The organism is Streptomyces sp. NPDC057854 (genome assembly GCF_042797055.1).
In the GTDB taxonomy this organism is placed as follows: domain Bacteria; phylum Actinomycetota; class Actinomycetes; order Streptomycetales; family Streptomycetaceae; genus Streptomyces.
Map to the genome: position 1 here is coordinate 100823 of NZ_JBHVMF010000007.1, position 22490 is coordinate 123312.

General features: G+C 76.5%; 20 protein-coding genes. 13 read left to right on the forward strand and 7 right to left on the reverse strand.

Features of this window, described 5'->3' with window-relative positions; all coding sequences use genetic code 11:
- Positions 1-97 precede the first annotated feature (97 nt).
- Together ACFVQZ_RS12555 and ACFVQZ_RS12560 are read right to left on the reverse strand one after the other, a co-directional pair.
- A complete protein-coding gene (locus ACFVQZ_RS12555; RefSeq protein WP_383621487.1) occupies positions 98-1420 on the reverse strand; it encodes an SWF or SNF family helicase in 1323 nt (440 codons plus the stop codon).
- Entirely contained in the window at positions 1417-4329 is a 2913-nt protein-coding gene (locus tag ACFVQZ_RS12560) for a DEAD/DEAH box helicase (protein ID WP_383621489.1), read from the reverse strand. Before ACFVQZ_RS12560 ends, ACFVQZ_RS12555 begins: the two co-directional genes overlap by 4 nt.
- Before the next feature lie 344 nt (positions 4330-4673).
- Here ACFVQZ_RS12560 and ACFVQZ_RS12565 point away from each other — a divergent pair, with 344 nt between their 5' ends.
- Positions 4674-5762 (forward strand): fatty acid desaturase family protein, encoded by a 1089-nt coding sequence (locus tag ACFVQZ_RS12565; protein WP_383621491.1) that lies wholly within the window; start codon positions 4674-4676, stop codon positions 5760-5762.
- Positions 5763-5804: 42 nt separating this feature from the next.
- On the opposite strand, the gene ACFVQZ_RS12570 is transcribed toward ACFVQZ_RS12565, so the two are convergent.
- From ACFVQZ_RS12570 to ACFVQZ_RS12585, 4 genes are all read right to left on the reverse strand, one after another.
- Entirely contained in the window at positions 5805-6629 is an 825-nt protein-coding gene (locus ACFVQZ_RS12570; protein ID WP_030493303.1) for a hypothetical protein, read from the reverse strand.
- Between the two features lie 98 nt (positions 6630-6727).
- A complete protein-coding gene (locus tag ACFVQZ_RS12575; RefSeq protein WP_383621493.1) occupies positions 6728-7021 on the reverse strand; it encodes a hypothetical protein in 294 nt (97 codons plus the stop codon).
- A gap of 135 nt (positions 7022-7156) precedes the next feature.
- Entirely contained in the window at positions 7157-9361 is a 2205-nt protein-coding gene (locus ACFVQZ_RS12580; RefSeq protein ID WP_383621495.1) for a reprolysin-like metallopeptidase, read from the reverse strand.
- A gap of 179 nt (positions 9362-9540) precedes the next feature.
- Positions 9541-10170 carry a methyltransferase domain-containing protein gene (locus ACFVQZ_RS12585; protein WP_030493306.1) on the reverse strand — a complete coding sequence of 210 codons (630 nt, stop codon included), beginning with the start codon at positions 10168-10170 and terminating at the stop codon, positions 9541-9543.
- 151 nt (positions 10171-10321) lie between these two features.
- Here ACFVQZ_RS12585 and ACFVQZ_RS12590 point away from each other — a divergent pair, with 151 nt between their 5' ends.
- Genes ACFVQZ_RS12590 through ACFVQZ_RS12610 form a run of 5 tightly spaced genes read left to right on the forward strand, consistent with a single transcriptional unit; the run spans position 10322 to position 15507 of the window.
- Positions 10322-11164, forward strand: coding sequence for an MHYT domain-containing protein (locus tag ACFVQZ_RS12590; RefSeq protein ID WP_030493307.1), 843 nt, complete (start codon positions 10322-10324; stop codon positions 11162-11164).
- Positions 11165-11196: 32 nt separating this feature from the next.
- Positions 11197-14043 carry a nitrate- and nitrite sensing domain-containing protein gene (locus ACFVQZ_RS12595; RefSeq protein WP_383621498.1) on the forward strand — a complete coding sequence of 949 codons (2847 nt, stop codon included), beginning with the start codon at positions 11197-11199 and terminating at the stop codon, positions 14041-14043.
- A complete protein-coding gene (locus ACFVQZ_RS12600; RefSeq protein ID WP_030493309.1) occupies positions 14040-14474 on the forward strand; it encodes a roadblock/LC7 domain-containing protein in 435 nt (144 codons plus the stop codon). The genes ACFVQZ_RS12595 and ACFVQZ_RS12600 overlap by 4 nt, the downstream gene beginning before the upstream one ends.
- 12 nt (positions 14475-14486) lie before the next feature.
- Positions 14487-14915 (forward strand): DUF742 domain-containing protein, encoded by a 429-nt coding sequence (locus ACFVQZ_RS12605; RefSeq protein WP_030493310.1) that lies wholly within the window; start codon positions 14487-14489, stop codon positions 14913-14915.
- Positions 14896-15507: an ATP/GTP-binding protein gene (locus tag ACFVQZ_RS12610; protein ID WP_030493311.1), complete on the forward strand. Its 612-nt coding sequence runs from the start codon at positions 14896-14898 to the stop codon at positions 15505-15507. The genes ACFVQZ_RS12605 and ACFVQZ_RS12610 overlap by 20 nt, the downstream gene beginning before the upstream one ends.
- Positions 15508-15578: 71 nt before the next feature.
- Here the strand turns inward: ACFVQZ_RS12610 and ACFVQZ_RS12615 are convergent, their stop codons facing one another.
- On the reverse strand, positions 15579-16004 hold the full coding sequence (locus ACFVQZ_RS12615) for a PPOX class F420-dependent oxidoreductase (protein ID WP_030493312.1): 426 nt from the start codon (positions 16002-16004) through the stop codon (positions 15579-15581).
- A gap of 183 nt (positions 16005-16187) precedes the next feature.
- On the opposite strand from ACFVQZ_RS12615, the gene ACFVQZ_RS12620 reads away from it, so the two are divergent.
- The 7 genes from ACFVQZ_RS12620 (at position 16188) to ACFVQZ_RS12650 (ending at position 22400) form a co-directional block, all read left to right on the forward strand.
- Positions 16188-16592, forward strand: coding sequence for a roadblock/LC7 domain-containing protein (locus ACFVQZ_RS12620; RefSeq protein WP_030493313.1), 405 nt, complete (start codon positions 16188-16190; stop codon positions 16590-16592).
- 165 nt (positions 16593-16757) lie between these two features.
- On the forward strand, positions 16758-17828 hold the full coding sequence (locus ACFVQZ_RS12625; RefSeq protein ID WP_383621501.1) for a DUF6397 family protein: 1071 nt from the start codon (positions 16758-16760) through the stop codon (positions 17826-17828).
- Between the two features lie 46 nt (positions 17829-17874).
- Complete coding sequence (locus ACFVQZ_RS12630) at positions 17875-19419, forward strand: ATP-dependent DNA ligase (protein WP_383621503.1); 1545 nt, start codon at positions 17875-17877, stop codon at positions 19417-19419.
- A 75-nt stretch (positions 19420-19494) separates the two neighbouring features.
- On the forward strand, positions 19495-19869 hold the full coding sequence (locus ACFVQZ_RS12635) for a hypothetical protein (protein ID WP_030493316.1): 375 nt from the start codon (positions 19495-19497) through the stop codon (positions 19867-19869).
- Positions 19870-20115: 246 nt separating this feature from the next.
- Positions 20116-20898, forward strand: a complete 783-nt coding sequence (locus ACFVQZ_RS12640) for a polysaccharide deacetylase family protein (protein ID WP_383621505.1) — start codon at positions 20116-20118, stop codon at positions 20896-20898.
- 417 nt (positions 20899-21315) lie between these two features.
- Positions 21316-22032, forward strand: a complete 717-nt coding sequence (locus ACFVQZ_RS12645) for a hypothetical protein (RefSeq protein WP_051787564.1) — start codon at positions 21316-21318, stop codon at positions 22030-22032.
- Positions 22029-22400, forward strand: a complete 372-nt coding sequence (locus tag ACFVQZ_RS12650) for a peptidase inhibitor family I36 protein (protein WP_030493319.1) — start codon at positions 22029-22031, stop codon at positions 22398-22400. Before ACFVQZ_RS12645 ends, ACFVQZ_RS12650 begins: the two co-directional genes overlap by 4 nt.
- Positions 22401-22490: the final 90 nt, after the last annotated feature.

A 22490-nucleotide genomic window follows, 5' to 3' on the forward strand; every position in this document is an offset into this window, starting at 1 on the left:
TTGTGTTGTGTTTTTTTTCGCGGTCTTTCGGGTTGGGGGGGGGGGGGGGGCGGCCCCCCCCCCCCCCCCGCCTCTCCCGATTCCCGGACCGCTGCCGCTAGTCCTCCGGCTCGCCCTCGCCGACGGCCGTCGCCAGCGCCGCCGCCGGGTCCCGGTCCGCCGGACCCGCCGGCGACCAGCCGCCGCCGGTCCGCCGGTACGGCCACCACCGGCCGTCCTCGCCGAGCCGCAGATGGGCCCGCCCGCCCGCCGCCGTCCAGCGCGCCCCCGACCGGCTCAGCTCCGGGCGCTCCCCGTCCTCCCAGGCGCCGGCGAGCCGCGCGGCGGCCCGCGTCAGGTCCTCCTCGCCCGGGGTCCAGGACTCCTCCAGCACGGCGAGGCCCGCGGCGCCGCCGTACCGCCACGCGCGCGTGGCGGCGTCCAGCTCCGCCCGCGACCGCCCCGTGCCGGACGCCAGGCGCGCCGCGACCCACGACGGCGGGCCCCCGGCCGCGAGCCGGACCGCGTCCTGCGCGACCGTCAGCGCCGCCTCCCGCCCGGCGGTGGCGGGCACCCCGGGCCGGTCGCCGGCCAGCAGTTCGGTCAGCAGCCGGTGGGCGCGGGCCGCCGTGTCGGCGGCCAGGAACTCCAGCGCACCCGGCTCCACCCCCGGCTCCGGGTCCGTCTCGGTGTCCAGCGACGGCGGCTCCCCAGGGGCCGCCGCCGGCACCGGCACGGCCGGCAGCGGCGGCAGGATGTCCCGCAGCGCGTACGCCTCCGCCGCCGACACCCCGGCCTGCGCGTCCGGCCCGGGGGCCGCCGGCGCCCCGGCACCGGGCGTCCCGCCGCCCGCCCGGGCGGCGCTGCGGGCCTGGAGCGCGTCCACCACCGCCCGTTGCCCCCGCCCCCGCATGAGGAGCAGCGCGAACGGGTCCTCGTCCAGGATCCGCGCCATCTGGTGGCAGAGGGCCACGGTGTGCGGGCAGTGGTCCCACGCCTCACAGCCGCACTCCGGCTCCAGGTCGCCGATGCCCGGCAGCAGTTCGACCCCGACCCCCGCCGCGTCCTCCACCAGGTGCGGCGGCACCTCGTGGTCGAGCAGCGCCGCGATGTGCCCGGCGCTGTCGACGGCGAGGTCGAGCAGCCGGTCCCACTCCTCGTCCGTCAGGGTCCGCACCAGCACGTCGCTGCGGTACGCCGTGCCGTCCCGGTCCTGCACGACGGCCGTGATCCGCCCCGGCCGCACCGACACCGCGCCGACGGCCCCCGCGCGCGCGTGCGCCCGCCCGGCCTTCACCTGCCGCGCGTCGAGCGCCGAGTCCTCCAGCGCCCGCACCCACGCCCGGCCCCACCAGGTGCGGGTGAACGCCCCGCCGCGCACCGGCGGCGGCGCCGCGATGGTCAGCTCCTCGGCCTCGTGGCCCGTCCCGTGTCCGCTCATCGCCCGTCCCCGTCCTCGCGCAGCCGCACCAGCTCCGCCAGTTCCGCGTCCGTCAGTTCGGTCAGTTCCGCCGGGGTGTCGCCCGACGTGCCGAGCACCGCGTCGGCCAGCTCGCGCTTGCGGTCGAGCATCGCCGCGATCCGGTCCTCGACGGTCCCCTCCGCGACGATCCGGTGCACCTGCACCGGCCGCGTCTGCCCGATCCGGTACGCCCGGTCGGTGGCCTGCGCCTCCACGGCCGGGTTCCACCAGCGGTCGTAGTGCACGACGTGCTCCGCCCGGGTCAGGTTGAGCCCGGTCCCCGCCGCCTTCAGCGACAGCAGGAACACCGGCACCTCGCCGTCCTGGAAGCGGGCGACCATCGCCTCCCGCTCCGCCACCGGGGTGCCGCCGTGCAGGAACTGCGTCCGCACGCCGCGCTCCGCCAGGTGCGCCTCCAGGAGCCTGCCCATCCCCACGTACTGGGTGAACACCAGCGTGCTCGCCCCCTCGGCGAGGATCGTGTCGAGGAGTTCGTCGAGCAGCTCCAGCTTCCCCGAGCGGCCCGCGATCCGCGGACTCTCCTCCTTCAGGTACTGCGCCGGGTGGTTGCAGATCTGCTTCAGCGAGGTCAGCAGCTTCACCACGAGCCCGCGCCGCGCCATGCCCTCGGCCTCCGCGATGGCGACCAGGTTCTCCCGCACCACCGCCTCGTACAGGCCCGCCTGTTCCGGCGTCAGCGAGACGGCCCGGTCGGTCTCGGTCTTCGGCGGCAGCTCCGGCGCGATCCCCGGATCGGACTTCCGGCGGCGCAGCAGGAACGGCCGGACCAGCGCACCGAGCCGTTCCGCGGCGGCCGGGTCCGCACCGCCCTCGACGGCGGCGGCGTACCGGCGGCGGAACGCCCCGAGCCCGCCGAGCAGGCCCGGCGTCGTCCAGTCGAGGATGGCCCACAGCTCGGAGAGGTTGTTCTCCACCGGCGTGCCGGACAGCGCCACGCGCGCGCGTGCGCCGATCGTCCGCAGCCGGCGGGCCGTCGCCGAGTACGGGTTCTTCACGTGCTGGGCCTCGTCCGCCACGAGCAGCCCCCACGGCCGGGCGGCGAGCCGTTCGGCGTCGAGCCGCATCGTGCCGTACGTGGTGAGGACGACGTCCCCGTCCGCGAGCCCGTCGAGGTCGCGCGCGGTGCCGTGGAAGCGGCGCACGCGCGTGCCGGGCGCGAACCGCTCGAACTCCCGCTGCCAGTTGCCCATCAGCGAGGTCGGGCAGACCACGAGGGTCGGGTCCGCGGTGGCGGCCTCGCCCTGCCGGTGCAGATGGAGCGCGATCAGCGTGATGGTCTTGCCCAGGCCCATGTCGTCGGCGAGGCAGCCGCCGAGACCGAGCGAGGTCATCCGGTGCAGCCAGTTCAGCCCGCGCAGCTGGTAGTCGCGGAGGGTGGCGGCCAGCGCGGCGGGCTGCGGAACCTCACGGACGCCGCCCTCGGGGTCCGCGAGCCGGGCCCGCAGCCGCTCCAGCGCGCCCGTCGCGACGACATCGACCCGGCGGCCGTCGACCTCCGTGCTGCCGGTGAGGACGGCGGCGAGCGCGTCGACCGGGGACAGCTTGCGGTCCTGCTGCTCCCGGGCCCGCAGCACCTCCGCCGGATCGACCAGGACCCACCGGTCGCGCAGCCGGACGAGTGGCCGTCCGGCCTCGGCGAGCCGGTCCAGCTCCGCCCGCGTCAGCTCCTGGTCGCCGACCGAGAAACGCCAGTTGAAGGCGAGCAGCGCGTCGGCGGACAGGAACGACGGCAGACCGCCCCCGCCCGCGCCGTCCGCGGCCCCCTCGCCACCGCCGTACGCGGCCTCCCCGGCCGGCCCGTCACCGACGCCCGCCCCGGACACCGGCTCAGCCGGCTCCACCGGCCCGATCACCGCCTGCGCGGTCAGCCGGTCCGCCAGCTCACGCGGCCAGTGCACCTGCATGCCGCTCGCGGCGAGCGCGCGGGACGCCGGCCCCAGCAGCTCGACGACCTCCTCGTCGGCCAGCTCCATCGCGTCCGGCACCGCCGCCGTCAGCAGCGGCGCGAGCGCCGGCCACGCGCGGGCGGCCCGCCGCAGCGCGAGCAGCGCGTCCATCCGGGCGCGCGGCCCCAGCGCCGCCGCCGGCCCCGCGCCCGCCCAGGCGTCGGCCGCGTCCACGACCACCGCCGGATCGGCGGCGGAGTGCAGCTGCAGCACGGCACGGAAACCCGGCGCCTCCGCCGGTCCGGCCGAGGCGCCCGGCCCGGACAGCTCCAGCCGCAGCGACAGCCGGACCCCCGCGTCGTGACCGGCCGCCAGATCCGCGGCCCACGCGCGCTGTTCGGGCACCGACTGCGGCTCCTCGGCGGCGAACGCCGCCCCGCCGGCGGCCAGTTCCGCCGCCGGGGTACGGGGGAGGGCGTCGGCGACGGCGTCCAGGAAGGCGCGCAGCAGCGCCTCCGGTTCGGGCAGCAGCCAGTCCTCGGGCTCGTCCGGATCCCCCACCGGACCCAGCGGCACGGCGTGCGCGGTCGGCGGCATCGACGCGGCGAGCGTCCGCACCCGGTCCAGCTCCTCCGGCCCCAACGGGCCCGCCCGCCAGGCGTCGTGACCCGCCGCCGTCACCCCCGGCAGCAGCAGACCGCGCGCCGTGAGGTCCAGGGCGAGCAGGGCCGCCCCGCCCCAGAAGGAGGCCGCCGCACCGGCGTCCCCGGCGAGCCGGGCGCGGGCGAGCAGCGGCAGCGCGTCCCGTACCGGAAGGAACACCGCGGGCACGGGCACCGGCTGGAGGTCCGCGCCGTCCACCACCGTGATCTCGCCCGGCACCGCCCCCGGCGGGACGGCGAGCGGGTCGCCGTCGGGCGACCAGAGGGCGATCCGGCCCGCCCGGGGCGGATCGGCGGGGAGGAACACGGCGGCCGGCACGGCGGGGCCGGAGCGCGGATCGGAGGGTTCGGGAACGGAGCCAGAGGACCGGAACGACGACGTCAACACATTCCCCACATACGACTGCCGGTGAGCGCGAGCGGCCGACCCTACCTCAACCACCCCACCGGCCACGCACATCCGTGCGTGACGCCCGACACATGTGCACCGCGCGCGGACCGGGGGTGGGGAACACCCCACCCCCGGTCCCCGGCCCGCCCCCGCCCCCGGCCGGGTGGTGACGCCATGGTTCCGGACCGTCACCGGTTCCTACGGTGGAGACCGCCGCCGCCCCTCGGCGCGGACGGCAGCAGCCCCCTCCTCACAGAAGCCGGAGCCCCTCCATGCCCCAGGCCGTCGCCACCGCGCCATCACCGGCGCCCCCCGCCCCCGCGCGGCGCGGCAGCGAGTTCGCCCCGCTCCTGCGCACCGTGAGGGAACAGGGCCTGCTCGACCACCGCCCCGGCTGGTACGCCCGGGACATCGCCCTCACCCTGCTCGGCTTCGCCGCCGTCGCCGCCGGCCTCTTCCTGGCCGGACCGAGCTGGTGGTGCGTCCTTCTCGCCGTGCCCCTCGCGGTGCTCTCCGCCCGGGCCGCCTTCGTCGCCCACGACGCCGGACACGCCCAGATCACCGCGGACCGCCGGGCCGGGCGCGCCGTCCAGCTCGTCCACGCCAACCTGCTGCTCGGCATGAGCCGCGAGTGGTGGAACGACAAGCACAACCGGCACCACGCCCACCCCAACCACCTCGACAAGGACCCGGACGTCGCCGCCGACGTCCTCGTCTTCGCCGAGCACCAGACCGCCGGCCGCACCGGGCTGCGCGGCTTCCTCACCCGCCACCAGGCCCTGCTCTTCTTCCCGCTGACCACCCTGGAGGGCCTCGCGCTCAAGCTGTACGGCGTCCAGGCCCTGCTCGCGAAGGACGGCCCCTACCGCACCCGGCGCGAACGCCTCACCGAAGGCGCCCTGCTGCTCCTCCACTTCGCCGGGTACGCCGCCCTGCTCCTCACCGCCCTGACCCCCGCCCAGGCGCTGGCCTTCGCGCTCGTCCACCAGATGCTGCTCGGCGTCCACCTCGGCCTGGCCTTCGCCCCCAACCACAAGGGCATGGACCGGCCCGACCAGCACGAGGACGGCGACAGCTGGGGCCATCTGCGCCGCCAGGTGCTGACCTCCCGCAACATCCGGGGCGGCGCCCTCACCGACTGGTTCCTCGGCGGCCTCAACTACCAGGTGGAGCACCACCTCTTCCCGTCCATGCCCCGCCCGCACCTGCGCCTGGCCCAGCCCGCCGTGCGCGCGCACTGCCGCGCCCTGGGCGTCCCGTACACCGAGACCGGTTTCGTCGACTCGTACCGGCAGGCGCTCGGCCACCTCCACGACGTGGGCGCCCCCCTCCGCGAGGAGCACGCGGGACGCCCGGAGTAGGGTCGAACGCGAGCGTGTCCGAGGCCCCGCCGCGGCTCCGCGTCAGGAGGGGCGTACGGCCAGCGCCTCCAGTCCTTCGAGGAGCGCGGGGAGCCGGGGGCCCCGGGCCACCGGCAGCACCTCGCGCGGGTAGGCGTCGAGGAGCACGAAGGCCATGTCGTCGGTGCGGGCCACGAGCGACCAGCCGGGGCCGTCGGCGCGGAGCATCCGCGCGCCCTCCCCGGCGAAGCCGGACCGCACCCGGCCGGCCGGCGGCGGCTGGTCGAGGTAGCCGCGCAGCTCGTCCAGGACCCGGCGGACCTGCGCGTACGGGCCGGAGGCCGGGTCCTGGACGGACTCGGGGTCCGCCGCGGGCCCGGCCGCCGGCGCGGGATCCGGCCCCGGCTCGACCTGGCCGCGCCACTCGTGCCACTGCCGGGCCACCTCGTCGGCGCCGAGCCGCCGCTGCGCGGGACCCCAGGCGTCCCCGGCGGGCGGGACGAGCGGCGCGGGGTCGCCCTCCTCGGGCGCGGGGTCGTGCGGGTCGGGGAGACCGGGGGCCTGCGTGGCGACGGCGAGCGGCCAGCCGGGCAGCCCGGTCACGACCGACCTCTCGTCGGGGGACAGGTCGTAGGCCATCCCGCAGTCCCAGGAGGCGATGGCGACCGCGACCAGCGACACGTCGTCGATGACGACGGTCCAGCGGGCGCCGAGCCCGTCCTGGCCGAGCAGGAGCCCGTACCCCGCGTCGTAGGGCGCGAGGCCGAGGGCGGCGCAGGCGGCCGGGTAGTCGTCGCCGAGCACGCTCGGGAACTGCGCCGGCGTGAGCAGGCACGCGGTCAGCACGTACAGCGCGTCCTCGCCCGCCGCCGGTTCCGTCTCCGCCACGGCACCCTCCTCGTCTCGCCGCCCATCCGATCGTCGGCGCACCTTAACCAGTGGGTAACCCGCGCGTCGAGGGTCCCCGGAGGGCGGGGCGGTGTGACTCAGCGCTCCTTGACCCCGAGCAGCAAGCGGGCGACGCTCTCGGGCGTCTCGCCGCGTTCCCGGGCGAGCGTGAGCACCGCGCGGCAGGCGAGCTCGTTGACGCCGAAGGTGAGCTGGCCGGGGGAGACCCAGGTGACGGCCTCGTCGATGCGGTCCTGGTCGTCCTCGGCGCAGGCGGCCACGTAGACCGCCGCGGCCTCGAAGAGGTTGCGGCCCTGGCGCCCGGGGCGGGCCGGGCGCGGGGCGTCCCCGCTCCCGGACGCGCGTCGGGCGGAGGGGAGGAGCCTGCGCATGCGTTCCGCTATCCGTGCCACGGCCGACCGCCTTTCCCGGGCACGGCTGCCCGGCACTTCCACGGTAGACAGGGAAGTGCCGGGGCAGAAGGGGGCGTGGGGAGCCCGCCCCGGCCGGCGGAGGGCCCGCCCCGGCTAGCGGAGGGCGCGGGCCGGGGTGCCGGCGGCGGGCGCGGGGCCCGCGTCGGCGCCGTACCCGGGGTCGGCGTCCGGGTGGCCGGCGGCGCGGCTGAAGACGGCGGTCAGGGTGTGACCGGTCTCCTCGAAGGTGACGGCGGTCTCGCCCCTGGCGTCCTCCTCGTCGCCGCCGTACGGCTCGCCGTCGAGCAGCCAGTCGGTGAAGACGTAGCCGGGCGCGGGCACGGCGGTCGCGGTGACGGTGTCGCCGTCGGAGTACGGGCCGTCCTGCGAGAGTTCCACGCTGCCGTGGCCCCGCTGCTCGACGGTCAGCGCGTGGCGCCGCTCCTCGAAGACGGCGGTGAGCTCCATGTCGTCCTCGCCGACGACGACGGCGAGGCTGTCGTCGTCGCCGGCGTGCGAGCCGTCGAGCCGCCAGCCGGCGAAGTCCCAGCCGGGCGCGGGCACGGCCTCGTAGAGCAGTTCGGCGCCTTCCTGCTCGGCGCGCTTCGCGGGCCTCTTGGTCACGGTGCCCTTGCCGCGGGTGGACGTGGTGACCTTGGACGCCGGCGCGGTGCCCTTCGTGAAGACGGCGACCAGGGTGTGGTCGCCGGACGGCACCCGGAAGCCGGAGGCGCCGCCCTTGGCGGCCTTGCCGTCGAGCTTCCAGCCGCTGAAGACGTACCCCTTCGCCGCCGTCGCCGTGTACGTCGACACGGTGCCCTGGGGGTACGGGCCGGGCGCCGCGGCCTTCACGGTGCCGGCGCCCTTCGGGGTGACCGAGGTGGTCACGGCGCACAGCGCGTCGGACGTCCGGGCCGCGCGGTAGGCGGCGACGGCCTTGCCGGTGGTGCTGAGCACGTCGGCGGTGTCGGCCGAGTCCGGCGAGTTCAGCGGGACCCCGAGGCGCTCGCCGCGGTAGGTCTGGTGCGGGTTGGCGAAGCGGTTGATGCGGGTGCAGACGCCCTTGGTGGCCTTGCGGCAGCTGGACTCGTACGCCATCACCGTCGACCAGTCGCCCTTGGACGGGAAGTAGCCCGTGGCGCCGTTGTCGGGCTGGACCGGCTGGGTGACGCGGTCGTGGTCGGCGCTCATGTTGTGGCCGATCTCGTGGCCCATCGAGTAGTTGGTCACCGCGGCGCGGCCGACGACGCTGTAGCCCCACGGCGCGGTGGCGGGGCCGGGGTCCGGCGGCGTGTAGCCGAGTCCGCCCGCGCGCCGGCCGGCGGCGAGGACGGACACGACGTCGGCCCCGTACCGGTCGCGCTGCCCGGCGAGGGCGTCGGCGACGCCGTCGGTGGGCAGCGCGACCGCGCTCAGGAGGTTGTTGGTCACGCCGTCGAGGGAGGCCGGGACGGAGACCAGGGTGGTGCCGACGAGCCGCAGCCGGACCTTGGTGCCGCTGGCCGCGAAGGCGTCGTTGCCGAGGGCGACGCCCTGGGCGGCGAGCGCCTTGATCTGGGCGTCGCCGCCGGCCTCCGCGCGGGCGCCGGGGGTGTAGCCGACCAGCACGTCGACGAGGGCGTGACCGGCGGCGCCCTTGCAGGCGGCGGCCCGGGACGCGGGGGTGCCCCGGTGCGGCGCGGCGGCCGGCGGCGGGGTGAGGGGGCGCGGGGGCTCGTGGAGCGGCGGCTCGTCCTCGTCGGTCAGCGGGGTGCCCTGGGAGATGAGGACCCGGCCGGGGCCGACCGGCTGGATCGCGTACAGGTCGCCGCCGAGCATGAACGTTCCGCTCAGGATCTCGTTGCCGGGCGCCTTGTCGCAGCCGCCGTCGAGGGTGAGGACCACGTTCTGGTCGACCGCGCCGGCCACGCGCCCGTGCCAGATCAGGGTGGAACCGACGGTGGACCGGGTGGCCTCCACCGCCTGGACGACGACGTCGCCGAAGAGCGGGAAGGTCACCTCGCGGCCGTGGCCGGTACCGCAGACGGGGGCGAGGGCGGCGGGCAGGACCCGTGCGATCCGGCCCCGCACGAACTCGGCGCCGAAGGTCTCCCCGGCGTCGCCGCCCGCCTGTCCGGTGAGGGCCCGTCCCGCGCCCCTGTTGGTGACGCGGGCCCCGGTGTCGGCGCTGAACGCCCCCGCCGCGACGGCGGCGCGCTCCGCGCGGGCGGCGGCCCCGGCCTCGTCGCCGGCGCCCGGCGGCGCGAACCCGGTGACGGTGGTGACGCTCAGGACCATCGCCCCGAGCGCCGCCCCGCCCGTCCATCTGTAGCGGGCCATCTCTCTCCTCCTGTTTCCCCGGGGCGGTCGCGTCGACGGCGGCTCGCCGGGTTCACCTGCTGAAACGAGAGGGAGCGTTCCGTGATCCGACGGTGTGATCACCTGATGACCCGGGGAATCACCCGGCCTGACGGGGTGTCGGGCACGGCGGTCCTCCGCATGGCCCCCCGGGCGGGATCTCAGGCGGAGGGGCGCGGTGCTGCGCTCTCCCGTACGGCCACGGCCAGGTAGCGGGCGTCCTCGTCCACGTACGAGACGAGCCGCCAGCCGGCACCGGCGAGGACGGGCCGCAGCCGGGGTTCGGCGCGCAGGTCGTCGGGGGTGAGCCGGCGGCCGTGCCGGGCCGCGAGGGCGGCCCGCCCGATGGGGTGGAAGAGCGCGAGGCGGCCGCCCGGCCGTACCACGCGGGCGAGTTCGCGCAGGCCGCCGTCCGGGTCGGCCAGGTGAGAGACGAGGCCGGCACCGAAGACCGCGTCGAGCGCGCCGTCCCGCAACGGCAGCCGGCCGACGTCGGCGAGCAGCAGGGCCCCGGCGCCCCCGGGACCGCGCCGCCCGGCCCGTACCGCCTCGGCCAGCATCTCCGGGGTGAGGTCGGCGCCGATGACCGTGCCCGACGGGCCGACGGCGGTACGCAGCGGCGGCAGCGCCCGGCCGGTGCCGCAGCCCGCGTCGAGCACGGCGTCGCCGGGGCGCAGTCCGAGCGCGGCGACCGCGGCGGCGTAGGCGGGACCGTCGTCCGGGAAGCGGCTGTCCCAGCCGGCCGCGCGAGTGGCGAAGAACGCTCGGACATCTGTGGGGTCATCGCTCATCCGCCCATGATGGCCCACCCTGACGTGTGAACGTTCTGTGTGCACGTTCGAACGTCGTCCGATCGAACCGGTACTTCTCTCCGTCATATTCCACCAGCTTTCGAAATGCGCCGCCGATGCGCCCCCTTGTGCGCACTAGCGTCCCCGAGCCATGGGACACCTGGACCACGCCACCTTCGGCTGGCTGACACCTGTGCTGTCGTACGCGATGGCCTGCATCGGCGCCGCCCTCGGGCTGCGCTGCACCGTGCGCGCGCTCGACGCGACCGGCCGGTCACGGCGGAACTGGCTGCTCACCGCGGCCTCCGCGCTCGGCACCGGCATCTGGACGATGCACTTCGTGGCGATGCTCGGCTTCGGCGTCACCGGCACCGACATCCGCTACGACGTGCCGCTCACCCTCCTCAGCCTGCTCATCGCCATGGGCGTCGTGGGCGTCGGCGTGTTCGCCGTCGGCTACGGACGCGACCGCCTGCGATCGCTCCTGATCGGCGGGCTGACGACCGGCATCGGCGTCGCGAGCATGCACTACATGGGCATGGCCGCCCTCCGCCTCCACGGCACCGTCCACTACGACCCGGTGTTCGTCGCCCTCTCGGTCGTCATCGCGGTCGTCGCCGCCACGGCGGCCCTCTGGGCGGCCCTGCACATTCACGCCCCGATCGCGGTCGCGCTCGCGTCGCTCGTCATGGGAGCGGCCGTCAGCAGCATGCACTACACGGGCATGCTCGCGGTCCGCGTCGACGTCGCGCCCTCCCCGGCGGACCTGCCGGGCGCCACCGTCATGCAGTTCATCTTCCCGCTCGCCGTCGGCCTCGGCTCGTACCTCTTCATCACCTCCGCCTTCGTGGCGCTCTCCCCGACGGCCGGGGAGCGGGCCGCGTACGCGTCCGCCGAGCGCCTCACCGAGCCCGACGAGCGCGCGGTCGACGTCGCCCCGCCGGGCTTCCGCGCCGGCACCGGCCGCGACCCCCTGCGCACCCCGGCGCCCTGACCCTCCCCACCCCCAGCCGGAACGAGGAGCCCATGCGAACTCCCCGCACGAACCAGGACGCCGCGGCGCCCGCGCCGCCGGCGACCGCACGCGGGCGGCGCGCGCACGCCGGGCCGCCCGCCGACGAACCGGAACCGCGCCCCGCCGGGACCGCACCGGACGTCCCCGTCGAGGCCCCCGCGAGCGGCGCCGCGGCCGGCCCCGCCGACGGAGCACGGCGGCGCGGGCTCCGGCCCCGCACCGTACGCGCCAAGATCGTCTCGCTCCTCATGGTCCCGGTCGTCTCGCTCCTCGCCCTCTGGGGCTTCGCCACCGTCACCACCGCCCAGGACATGGCCCGCATCCGGCAGCTCCAGCGCGTCGACACCGACATCCGGCAGCCCGTGGCCGCCGCCGTCGCCGCGCTCCAGGAGGAACGCCGCGCCGCCCTCCGGCAGCTCGCCGCCCCGGGCGCCGGACGCGCCGCCGAACTCGCCGACCGGATCCGCCGCACCGACGAGGCCGTCGCCCGGCTCCGGCTCGGCGACGGCCACACCGTCGGCGACACCGGCGACCTGCCCGCCGACGTCGCGGAACGCGTCGGCGCCTTCGTCCGCGAGGCCCAGGGCCTCGGCCGGCTGCGCGCCCTCGCCGCCGACGGGCGCGGCGACCCGGACCGGCTCTACGCCGCGTACACCACCGCCGTCGCGGCCGGCTTCGCCGTCGGCGGCGCCCTCAGCGGCGTCCAGGACACCGGGCAGGCCTCCCACGCGCGCGTGCTCCTCGAACTCGCCCGCGCGGGGGAGATGCTGTCCCGCGAGGACGCCCTCCTCGGCGCCGCCCACCTCACCGGCCGGCTGACCGCCGCCCGCCAGCGCGCCTTCACCGGCGCCGCCGAGACCCGGCGCACCCTCCTCGCCTCGGCCACCGCCGACCTGCCGCCCGCCGGCCGGGCCGTGTGGTCCCGGTTCGCCGCCGGCGCCGCCCACCCCCGGCTGACCGCCGCCGAGGACCGCGTCTCCGCCGCCGCCGACGGACGGCCCGCCGCCCAGGCCGTGCCCTCCGCCGACTGGGACGCGGCCCGCACCGGCGTACGCACCGGGCTCGCCGCCGTCGAGCGCGAGGCCCGCGCCGCCACCGACGACACCGGCCCCCTCGCCGGCGGGCTCCTCAGCCCGGCCGGCGCGGCCGTCGTCCTCGGCCTCGCCGCCGTCGCCGCCTCCCTCGTCATCTCGGTACGCATCGGGCGCGGGCTCGTCGTCGAACTCGTCAGCCTCCGCAACACCGCCCTCGGCATCGCCCGCCGCAAACTCCCCGCCGCCATGACCCGGCTGCGCGCCGGCGAGGAGATCGACGTCCAGGCGGAGGCCCCGCCCGGCCCCGCGCCCCAGGACGAGATCGGCCAGGTCGGCGAAGCCCTCACCACCGTCCACCGGGCCGCCCTCGCCGCGGCCGTCGAACGCGCCGAACTCGCCAGCGGCATCTCCGGCGTCTTCGTCAACCTCGCCCGCCGCAGCCAGGTCCTCGTCCACCGCCAGCTCAACCTCCTGGACAGCATGGAACGGCGCGCCGACGACCCCGGCGAACTCGGCGACCTGTTCCGCCTCGACCACCTCACCACCCGGATGCGGCGGCACGCCGAGAGCCTGATCATCCTCTCCGGCGCCGCCCCCGGCCGCGCCTGGCGCACACCGGTGCCGCTGACCGACGTCGTCCGCGCCGCCGTCTCCGAGATCGAGGACTACGCGCGCGTGGAGGTCCGCCGGCTCCCCGAGACCGCCGTCGCGGGCGGCGCGGTCGCCGACCTCACCCACCTCCTCGCCGAACTCATCGAGAACGCCGCCCAGTTCTCCCCGCCGCACACCAAGGTCCGGGTCAGCGGCGAACCCGTCGGCAACGGCTACGCCCTGGAGATCGAGGACCGGGGACTCGGCATGGGCAGGAAGGCCCTCGCCGAGGCCAACGCCCGCATCGAGCGGTCCGAGGCCCTGGACCTCTTCGACAGCGACCGGCTGGGCCTCTTCGTCGTCAGCCGCCTGGCCTCCCGGCACGCCGTCCAGGTCCACCTGCGGCCCTCCCCGTACGGCGGCACCACCGCCGTCGTCCTGCTGCCCACCGACCTGCTCCAGGGCGCCCTCCCGGCGGAGGAGGACCCGGCCGGCCAGGGGAGCGCCGACCGGGACGAGGACCGGGCCGCGCGCGAGGACCGGGCCGCGCGCGAGGAGGCGGAGGCCCACCGCGCGGAGGCCCGCCGCTTCGCCGGGCCGCCGGACGCCTCCCGTACCCCCGCCACCGCGGCGGGCCCGAGGGCCCTCGCGGGCGCCCACGCCCCGGGGACCCCGCGCGCCCCGCTCACGTCGCCGCAGCCCCCGCCGCGCCCCGTGGGCCTCCCCGCCCCGGATGCCGGACCCGCCCCCGTACCGGCGGGCGTGACCGCCCTCCGGCCGCGCGGGCGGACCGTCCCGCCGCAGGCGCCGCCCGCCGACGGGCCCTCCGGGCCCGACCGGAGCGCCGGCGCCGACACCGGACTGCCTCGCCGCGTCCGCCAGGCGAGCCTCGTTCCGCAGCTGCGGGAGGCGGCCGCGCCGGAACCCGGCCCCGCCCCCGCCGTTCCCGGCACACCGGAGCGGACGCCCGAGCGGGTGCGCGACCGGATGGCCGCCTACCGCGACGGCTGGCAGCGCGGCGGCGGCCCCGCCCCCGGCGGCAGACGCCCCCTCGGCGACGGCGCCCCGCCGGGAACCCTCCCCGGCCCGGACACGCGCCCCCGTGCCGACGCCGGCCCCGGCGCCGCTCAGGACCCGCGCGGCGACGCACGCGCGCGTACCGACCTCGGCCCCTATTTCGGCGTCCGCGCCATCCCGCCCCACGACCCCCGATCCGAAGGAGACGACGCATGATCGACCACGAGAGGATCTCCCACCACCGCTCCGGCGAACTCGACTGGCTCCTCGACGACCTGGTCGCCCGGGTGCGCGACGTCCGGCACACGGTGGTGCTCTCCAGCGACGGCCTCCCGGTCGGCGCCTCCAGCGGACTCAGCCGCGAGGACGCCGAACACCTCGCCGCCATCGCCTCCGGCTTCCACAGCCTCGCCAAGGGCGCCGGACGCCAGTTCCACACCGGCGGCGTCCGCCAGACCATGGTGGAGATGGACGACGGCTTCCTCTTCGTCGCCGCCGCCGGCGACGGCTCCTGCCTGGCCGTCCTCAGCGCCGTGAGCGCCGACATCGGCCTCGTCGCCTACGAGATGGCCCGGCTCGTCAAGCGCGTCGGCGAGCACCTGCACACCCCGCCGCGCCTCGCCGCGACCCCGCCGGCCGCCGGCTGACCGGAGACCCCCATGACCCTGGACAGCACCGGCGACCCCACCGGCGGAGGCCCGCCCCCACCGGGCAGCCAGTGGTACGACGCCGACGCCGGGCCGCTCGTCCGGCCGTACGCGATGACCGGCGGCCGCACCCGGCCCGGGCCCAGCAACGTACGGTTCGACCTCATCGCCCTCGTCGTCGTCGACGACGATCCGCCGGACGCGGCCGAGGAGGCCGTCCTCGGCCCCGAACACCGCGCCCTGCTCTCCCGCTGCCGGTCCGAGACCCAGTCGGTCGCCGAACTCGCCGCCGACGCGGACCTCCCCGTGGGCGTCGTCCGGGTCCTCCTCGGCGACCTCCTCGAATCGGGCTTCGTACGCGTCAGCAGGCCCGTACCGCCCGCGCAGCTCCCCGACGAACGCATCCTGAGAGAAGTGATCGATGGCCTACGAGCGCTCTGACAGCACCGGCGCGGACGACGGCGACACCGCTCTCGCCCTGAAGATCCTCGTCGCCGGCGGATTCGGCGTCGGCAAGACCACCCTGGTCGGCGCCGTCAGCGAGATCCGCCCCCTGCGCACCGAGGAGCGGCTCAGCCGGGCCGGCGAACTCGTCGATGACACGGGGGGAGTGGCGCGGAAGACCACCACCACCGTGGCCATGGACTTCGGCCGGATCACGATCCGCGCGGGCCTGTCGCTGTACCTGTTCGGCACCCCGGGCCAGGACCGCTTCTGGTTCCTGTGGGACGAGCTGGCCCAGGGCGCCCTCGGCGCGGTCGTGCTCGCCGACACCCGCCGTCTGGAGGACTGCTTCCCGGCGGTCGACTACTTCGAGCACCGGAAGATCCCGTTCGTGGTGGCGGTCAACTGCTTCGAGGGCGCGCGCTCCTACGGGGCGCAGGACGTGTGCGGCGCCCTGGACCTGGACGAGGGGACCCCCGTGGTGCTCTGCGACGCGCGCGACCGGGACTCCGGGAAGGAGGTCCTGATCCGGGTCGTCGAGCACGCCGGACGGATGCACACCGCCCGGCACCTCGGCACGGTCGTCTGAACGGGCCCGCGCCGGTACTCGGCCGGAGACGAGTCCTCACTTCGGGTAGCGCCGTCCAGGGCGGCGGCGGCTCAGTCGGACACGCCGCCCGCCGACATCACCTTCTCGATCTTCACCCGGACGACGAGCTCGCCCGGCACCCCGTTGCGCGCGCCGAACTCCTCGGCCCGGTCCTCGCCCATGTACCGGCCGCCGATCCGGGTGGCCCAGTGGACCAGTTCCGCGGGATCCTCGCTCAGCTCGGCCACCCCGCTCAGGGTGACGTACGAGAACGGCGGGGCGTCGTCGTCCACGCACAGGGAGACCCGGCCGTCCCGGGCGAGGTTGCGGCCCTTCACCGTGTCCTTGCCCGTGTTGAAGACGAAGGAGTCGCCGTCGAGCACGAACCACACCGGCACCACGTGCGGGCTGCCGTCCGCGCGCACGGTCGCGAGCTTGCCGGTCCGGGTTCCCCGGGACACGAAGTCCCGCCACTGTTCCTCGGTCATTCTCGTCATGGGCCCATCGTGCGGCACGCGGCGGCGGTGCGGCGCGCGGGACTCGGCGGCACACGCGGCCGACCGGGGTGCTTGCCCTGTCCACGACAGTGCGTAAGGCTTGCGGCGACACGCGGTCCGTACCGGCGCACGCGGGCACGGGGCCCGGCCGGTGGGGGCCGCACCGACGAGGGGGAGGACCACATGGCGCTGGACAAGGGGCTCGACTGGCTCCTGGACGACCTGACCCGCAGGGTCGGGCCGATACGGCACGCACTCGTGCTGTCGAACGACGGGCTCGTCACGGGGGCGAGCAGCGAACTCGCCCGGGAGGACGCCGAGCACCTGGCGGCGGTCTCCTCGGGGCTGCACAGCCTGGCGCGCGGCTCGGGACGGCACTTCCGGGCGGGCCGGGCCCGGCAGACGATGGTCGAGTTCGACGAGGCGCTGCTGTTCGTCACGGCGGCGGGCGACGGCAGCTGCCTGTGCGTGCTGAGCGACGCGGAGGCCGATGTCGGCCAGGTCGCCTACGAGATGACGTTGCTGGTCAACCGCGTCGGCGAGCACCTCGGCGTCTCGGCGCGCCAGCCCGGTGGGCCGACCCCCTGACGGTTGTCCACAGGCGGTTGTCCACAGGTTGCCTACGCTCGGTCACTCTGCGTTACCTTCGTGGGGTCGGGTTCACCGGAACCCGGACCGGCCGGGCAGGCCGGGCGAGCGAGTGCTGAGCGCGTGCTGCGCGAGCGCTGAGCGAGGGGAAAGGCGGCGGACGCCATGACGGTGGACGAGGCGACGCGGACGGTGACGGCGGCCCGGGCCGCGGAGGAACTGGAGCTGAAGCGCGAGGAGTTCCGCCTCGCGGTGCGGATGGGACTGATCCGGACGGTTCCGCCGCCACCGGATCCCGGCGGGACGCTGCACGGCCGGGGGACCGGGAGCGGCCGGGGGACCGGGAACGGCCGGGGCCGGGCGCCCGAGCGGCGTCCGGTCGAGCGGGCCGAACTCGACCGGCTCAAGGCGGCACCGGACTTCCCGGACGGCCTGCGCGAGCGCGTCCGCGCGGTGGGGACGAGCGAGGCCGCGGAGCTGCTGTCCATCAGCCCGAGCCGGTTCACCCGCCTGGCCCGCACGGGCCACGTGAGCCCCGTCCGCTTCTACCTGAACCGCTACCGCGCGGTGATCTGGCTGTACGTGGCGGCCGAGGTCGCCGCCTTCGGCGAGGAGCACCCGGCCCTGCTCACCGGCCGGTTGCCGGCGAAGGTCCGCGAGCGGGAGGCGGCGGGGGAGGACCTGCGTGCCAGGAACTGGCGCACCCGCCACCTGGGCCTGCTGCTGCGCGGCAGCGACGACCCGTGGGTCCGGGCCGCGGCGATCGCCTCGCTGCTCGACCCGGAGCGGATCGCGGAGGTCGTCGCCGATCCCGGCGAGCGGAGCCGGCTGGAGCGGCTGCGGCCGGCCCCGCCGCCGGGGCTGCCGGTGGCGGGCGCGGCGCGGGAGGTCGCCGACCGGCTCCTCCGCGCGCAGGAGCCGGACGAGATCATGTGGCACCGGATGAGCCTCGCCCTCGCCCTGGACGAGGCCCGCGCGGACCTGCAGCCTGTGGCGGAGGCGGAGGCGGAGGCGGAGGCGCGCCCGGCGGCGGACGCGCCTCCGCCCGCGCCGACGCACACGCGGTCGGTGTCGCGTCCGCCGTCCCGTCCGTCCGGGCGCCCGCGTGGCCGGGTGGCGGGGCCGCCGGGGCGGGCGGCGGGAGATCGGGGGCCCGGGCTGCTGGAACGGATCCGGGGTTCGCTGCCGCGCCGGGCGGGCGGCACGGGGTGGGGTGCGCGGCGTGACTGGGGATGACGACGGCCGGGGTGCGCCGCGGGGGGCACCCGGTGAGGATGGGGACATGTTGCTGGCCCGTGTCGCGGAGGTCTCCCGTGAGGTCGCCGCCGCCTCCGCGCGGTCGCGGAAGACCGCCCTGCTCGCCGAACTCTTCGCCGAGGCCACGCCCGAGGAGAGCCCGCTGGTCATCGCCTACCTCTCGGGCCGGCTGCCCCAGGGCCGGATCGGGGTCGGCTGGAGCACCCTCAAACAAGTGGTGCCGACCGTGCCCCCGGCGGCCGAGCCGTCGCTGACGCTCGCCGACGTGGACGCGGCGATGGACGCGCTCGCGGCCGTGGCGGGGCCCGGGTCGCAGGGGGAGCGGGCGCGCGGGGTCCGCGAGTTGTGCGGGGCGGCGACCGCCGAGGAGCAGGAGCTGCTGGTGCGGCTGCTCTCCGGGGAGGTCCGGCAGGGGGCGCTCGACGCCGTCGCGCTGGAGGGTGTCGCCAAGGCGGCGGAGGTGCCGGCCGCCGAACTGCGGCGGGCGGTGATGCTGGAGGGCTCGCTGCCGCCCGTGGCCCAGGCGGTCCTCGCGGAAGGGCGGCCCGCCCTCGACCGGTTCACCCTGCGCGTCGGCCGGGCGGTGCAGCCGATGCTGGCGCACACGGCCGGCTCGGTCACCGCGGCGGTGGCGGCGCTCGGGCCGTGCGCCGTGGAGGAGAAGCTGGACGGCATCAGGATCCAGGTGCACCGCGACGGAGAGGCCGTACGGATCCACACGCGCTCGCTCGACGACATCACCGCCCGCCTGCCCGAGGTCGTCGCCGTCGCGCTGGAGGTGCCGTCGGAGTCGTTCATCCTCGACGGGGAGGTGATCGCCCTCGACCCGGAGACCGGTCGTCCGGCCGCGTTCCAGTCCATCGCCGGACGGGTCGGCTCGCGCTCGGACGTCACCGGAGCCCGGGCCGCGCTCCCGCTCACGCCGGTCTTCTTCGACGTCCTCGCCGCCGACGGGGAACCCCTCGTCGACCGTCCCGGGCGCGAACGGAACGCGGTCCTCGCCCGCCTGCTGCCCGCGGAGCGAAGGGTCCGCCGCGTCGAGGTGACCGCCCCCGACGACCCGGACCAGGTGGCGGCGGCCGAACGGTTCCTCGCCGACACGCTGGCCAGAGGCCACGAGGGCGTGCTGGTCAAGGGACTCGACGCGCCCTATGTGGCGGGGCGGCGCGGGCGCACCTGGCTCAAGGTGAAGCCCGTCCACACGGTCGACCTCGTGGTGCTCGCCGCCGAACGGGGCCACGGCCGCCGCACCGGCTTCCTGTCCAACCTCCACCTGGGCGCCCGCGCGGAGGACGGCGGCTTCGTGATGCTCGGCAAGACGTTCAAGGGACTCACTGACGAGATGCTCCGCTGGCAGACCGAGCGGCTGACGGAGCTGGCCGTCGAGGACGACGGGTTCACCGTGCGGGTACGTCCGGAACTCGTCGTGGAGATCGCCTACGACGGCCTCCAGAGCTCCACCCGCTACCCGGCCGGCATCACCCTCCGCTTCGCCCGGGTGCTGCGCCACCGCCCGGACAAGACCGCCGCCGAGGCGGACACCGTCGCGTCGCTGCTCTCCTCCGGCTGACACCGCGGGCGCGAGCCGTCGACGGGGCGGGGGCCGAGGGGGATGCTGGAAGGGTGGCACCCCCGCCGCGAGGAGATGAGCGACGTGTACGACTTGCACATCGACACCGACGTCACCGTCCAGCTGAGCGACTGCGGGCACGACGACGCGCGGACCGTCTTCGAGGTCCTCGACCACTACTACCGGCTGGAGGACGTCGAGCCCCCGAGCCCGGCGGACGCGGGACCGGCCCCCACCGTGTGGATGGCCACCTTCGACACCTCCGGCGGGCAGCGCGAGGAGGTGCGGCCCCCGCGGCTCACCGGCAAGGTCGGCGCCCTGCTGACCGGCGGCTACCACGCCGTCGCCGAGGTCGAGCGGGTGCTGTCCGCCGGCTTCGCCATCGAGTCCCTCCAGACCGTCTCGGGCGACCAGGAGACCGAGGCGCGGCTGCTCCTCGCCTCCCGCTGAGCGCACCGCGCCGGGCCCGGCCGCGCCCGACCGGCACAGGACACCCCGGGTGGAGCGGACGGGCCCCGCCCGGGGCCGAGTCGTGCCCGCCACACCCCCGCCGGCCCTGCTCCGTGCCCACCCCACCCCCCTCGCATCCCCCGGTATACACCCTATGTATAGTTCAGGGCGGCCATCGGTACACCCGCCCTGACCAGGCGTGGAGGTGGCCGCGTCGCACACGTATCGGGGAAAGCGGGTACCACCATGTTCCGAACCAGGCCGGGCCGTCGCGCGAGGACCGCCGTCCTGTTCGCCGCAGCCACGCTCATGCTCACGCTCGGCGGCTGCGGCGTGGACGCGATCACCCCGCAGGCCGCGCGCGCCGAGGCGGGAGACGACGGCAAGGCCGGCGAGGCGCACCGCCGGGTCGACTGCGCCCGCGCGAAGTGCATCGCCCTCACCTTCGACGCCGGACCGGGCAAGGACACCCCGCACCTCCTCGACGTCCTCAAGAAGGAGCGGGTCCCCGCCACCTTCTTCCTGCTGGGCCGCAAGCACGTGGACCGCTACCCCGACGTCGTCCGGCGCATCGCGGACGAGGGCCACGAGGTCGCCAACCACACCTGGTCGCACCGCATCCTCACCGACCTGGAGGAGAACGAGATCCGCGACGAGCTCTCCCGCACCCAGGACGCCATCGCGCGGATCACCGGCCGCAAGCCCGTCCTCATGCGCCCGCCCCAGGGCCGCACCGACTCCACCGTCTCCGAGATCAGCCGCGAGCTCGGTCTCGCGCAGGTCCTCTGGAGCATCACCGCCAAGGACTACTCCACGACCGACACCGCGCTGATACGGGAGCGCGTCCTCGGCCAGGCCCACCGCGACGGCATCATCCTGCTCCACGACATCTACGACGGCACCGTCCCCGCCGTTCCCGGGATCATCGAGGAGCTCAAGCGCCGCGGCTACACCTTCGTCACCGTCCCCGAACTCCTCGCCCCCGGCACCGCCCGCGCCGGCGAGGTGTACCGGCCCGAGAAGGACTGACCGACCGGCCTCCCGGTGGGGTCCGGCCCGGGGTGACCCGACTCACACCGTTCACCCCGTCCTGCCCGGAACATCAGGGAAAGGCTCACCGTTCTCCCTTATGTGACAGCGGAGGGGCCCGGTCCCCAGGTTCCCCCCCAGAGGTGACCGCGCTCCGCACGTCACGGTGAGCGGCCCCGGCTGGAATCCCCCGTCCAGCCGGGGCCCCGCCATGTCCGGGCCCGTCGCCACCGCACCCCCGGCCGGCCCAGGCGGCGCGCGCGGCGCCCGAGAGGCGCGCGAGACGGCGTGTTCGACCCGTTCGAGTGAGGTCGCGCATGGCGGCCGTCGTCACGGGCAGTGATCGTTCGGGCCGTCGGCGATCATCCTCCGGCAGCCCGCCGCACCGGCACCGCGCCACCGCGCGAAGGGGGACCCATGACGCACACCATCGCACCGCTCGCCCGCCGGGTCCTGCCGGCCGCCGCCGCGCTGACCCTGCTCACCGGCTGCGCCACCGTCCCCTCCGACCGGCCGGGACCGCCCTCCGTGCCGTCCGCGCGCGCGGAACAGGACGCCCTCCTCAAGGCCGCGGAGCGGCGCCTCACCGACGACTGCCTCGCCGCCCTCGGCCTCCGCGCCACCGCCGAACCCCGCGCCCCCGCCGAGGACCGCGCCCTCCAGGCCGCCCTCTTCGGCACCGGGCCCCGCGAACTCTCCGTGACGCTCGCCACCGGCGCCACGGTCACCGCCCACAGCGACGGCTGCCTCGCCACCGCCCGCGACCGGCTCTACGGCGACCAGCACCGCTGGTTCCGGGCCCAGGTCGTCGTCAACAACCTGCGCGCCGAGGCTCAGGCCCGGTACCGCGACGACCCCGACCACCGCGCCGCGCTCGCTCGCTGGACCGCCTGCGTCGCACCGCCGGGCCGGCCCCGCCCCGAGCGCCCCGACCCCGACGACGCGGCCCGCTGCGCCCGCGAGACCGGCCTCGACCAGACCCGCGCCCGACTGGAACGCGCCGAACTCGCCGAGGTGCGCGCCCTGCGCCACGACGAGCTCACCACCTACCGGCAGTTGCGCGACCGCGCCCTGCTGCGGGCGGTCCGGCTGCCCGCGTCCACCCCACCACCGAAAGGCAGTGTCACCTCGTGAAGCGCATCCTGGCCACCACGGCCGCCGCCCTGCTCGCCCTGACCACCGGCCTCGCCGTCGCGGGCGCCGCCACCGCCGCCGACTGCCCCTCCGGCCACTTCTGCGCCTGGGAGAACGCGAACTTCGGCGGCCAGCGGGCCAACTGGAGCGGTGACGACGGCTGGTGGGAGAGCTGGATCTCCGACGTCGACTCCTCGTGGGCCAACCACGGCGTCTCCGGCCCCGGCATCAAGGACCACGTGCGGGTCTACGACAGCGCCTGGCAGGGCGGCGACATGACCATCTGTCTCGCCCCCGGGCAGGAGGTGGGCTACAACGCCGTGGCCAACGACCGCGGCGACTCCCACATCTGGGCCACCGGCTGCTGACCCCGGGCCCCGGCGCGCCCCCCCACCGGGCGCGCCCGGCCCCCCGGAGGGGCCGGGGCGGGGACCCCAAAAAGCCCGCGCCCCCCCCCA

Coding starts and splice junctions, on each gene's coding strand:
- ACFVQZ_RS12555 (WP_383621487.1), bottom strand. CDS start 1,420: ATGAGCGGACACGGGACGGGCCACGAGGCCGAGGAGCTGACCATCGCG.
- ACFVQZ_RS12565 (WP_383621491.1), top strand. CDS start 4,674: ATGCCCCAGGCCGTCGCCACCGCGCCATCACCGGCGCCCCCCGCCCCC.
- ACFVQZ_RS12575 (WP_383621493.1), bottom strand. CDS start 7,021: ATGCGCAGGCTCCTCCCCTCCGCCCGACGCGCGTCCGGGAGCGGGGAC.
- ACFVQZ_RS12580 (WP_383621495.1), bottom strand. CDS start 9,361: ATGGCCCGCTACAGATGGACGGGCGGGGCGGCGCTCGGGGCGATGGTC.
- ACFVQZ_RS12585 (WP_030493306.1), bottom strand. CDS start 10,170: ATGAGCGATGACCCCACAGATGTCCGAGCGTTCTTCGCCACTCGCGCG.
- ACFVQZ_RS12590 (WP_030493307.1), top strand. CDS start 10,322: ATGGGACACCTGGACCACGCCACCTTCGGCTGGCTGACACCTGTGCTG.
- ACFVQZ_RS12595 (WP_383621498.1), top strand. CDS start 11,197: ATGCGAACTCCCCGCACGAACCAGGACGCCGCGGCGCCCGCGCCGCCG.
- ACFVQZ_RS12600 (WP_030493309.1), top strand. CDS start 14,040: ATGATCGACCACGAGAGGATCTCCCACCACCGCTCCGGCGAACTCGAC.
- ACFVQZ_RS12605 (WP_030493310.1), top strand. CDS start 14,487: ATGACCCTGGACAGCACCGGCGACCCCACCGGCGGAGGCCCGCCCCCA.
- ACFVQZ_RS12610 (WP_030493311.1), top strand. CDS start 14,896: ATGGCCTACGAGCGCTCTGACAGCACCGGCGCGGACGACGGCGACACC.
- ACFVQZ_RS12615 (WP_030493312.1), bottom strand. CDS start 16,004: ATGACGAGAATGACCGAGGAACAGTGGCGGGACTTCGTGTCCCGGGGA.
- ACFVQZ_RS12620 (WP_030493313.1), top strand. CDS start 16,188: ATGGCGCTGGACAAGGGGCTCGACTGGCTCCTGGACGACCTGACCCGC.
- ACFVQZ_RS12625 (WP_383621501.1), top strand. CDS start 16,758: ATGACGGTGGACGAGGCGACGCGGACGGTGACGGCGGCCCGGGCCGCG.
- ACFVQZ_RS12630 (WP_383621503.1), top strand. CDS start 17,875: ATGTTGCTGGCCCGTGTCGCGGAGGTCTCCCGTGAGGTCGCCGCCGCC.
- ACFVQZ_RS12635 (WP_030493316.1), top strand. CDS start 19,495: ATGAGCGACGTGTACGACTTGCACATCGACACCGACGTCACCGTCCAG.
- ACFVQZ_RS12640 (WP_383621505.1), top strand. CDS start 20,116: ATGTTCCGAACCAGGCCGGGCCGTCGCGCGAGGACCGCCGTCCTGTTC.
- ACFVQZ_RS12645 (WP_051787564.1), top strand. CDS start 21,316: ATGACGCACACCATCGCACCGCTCGCCCGCCGGGTCCTGCCGGCCGCC.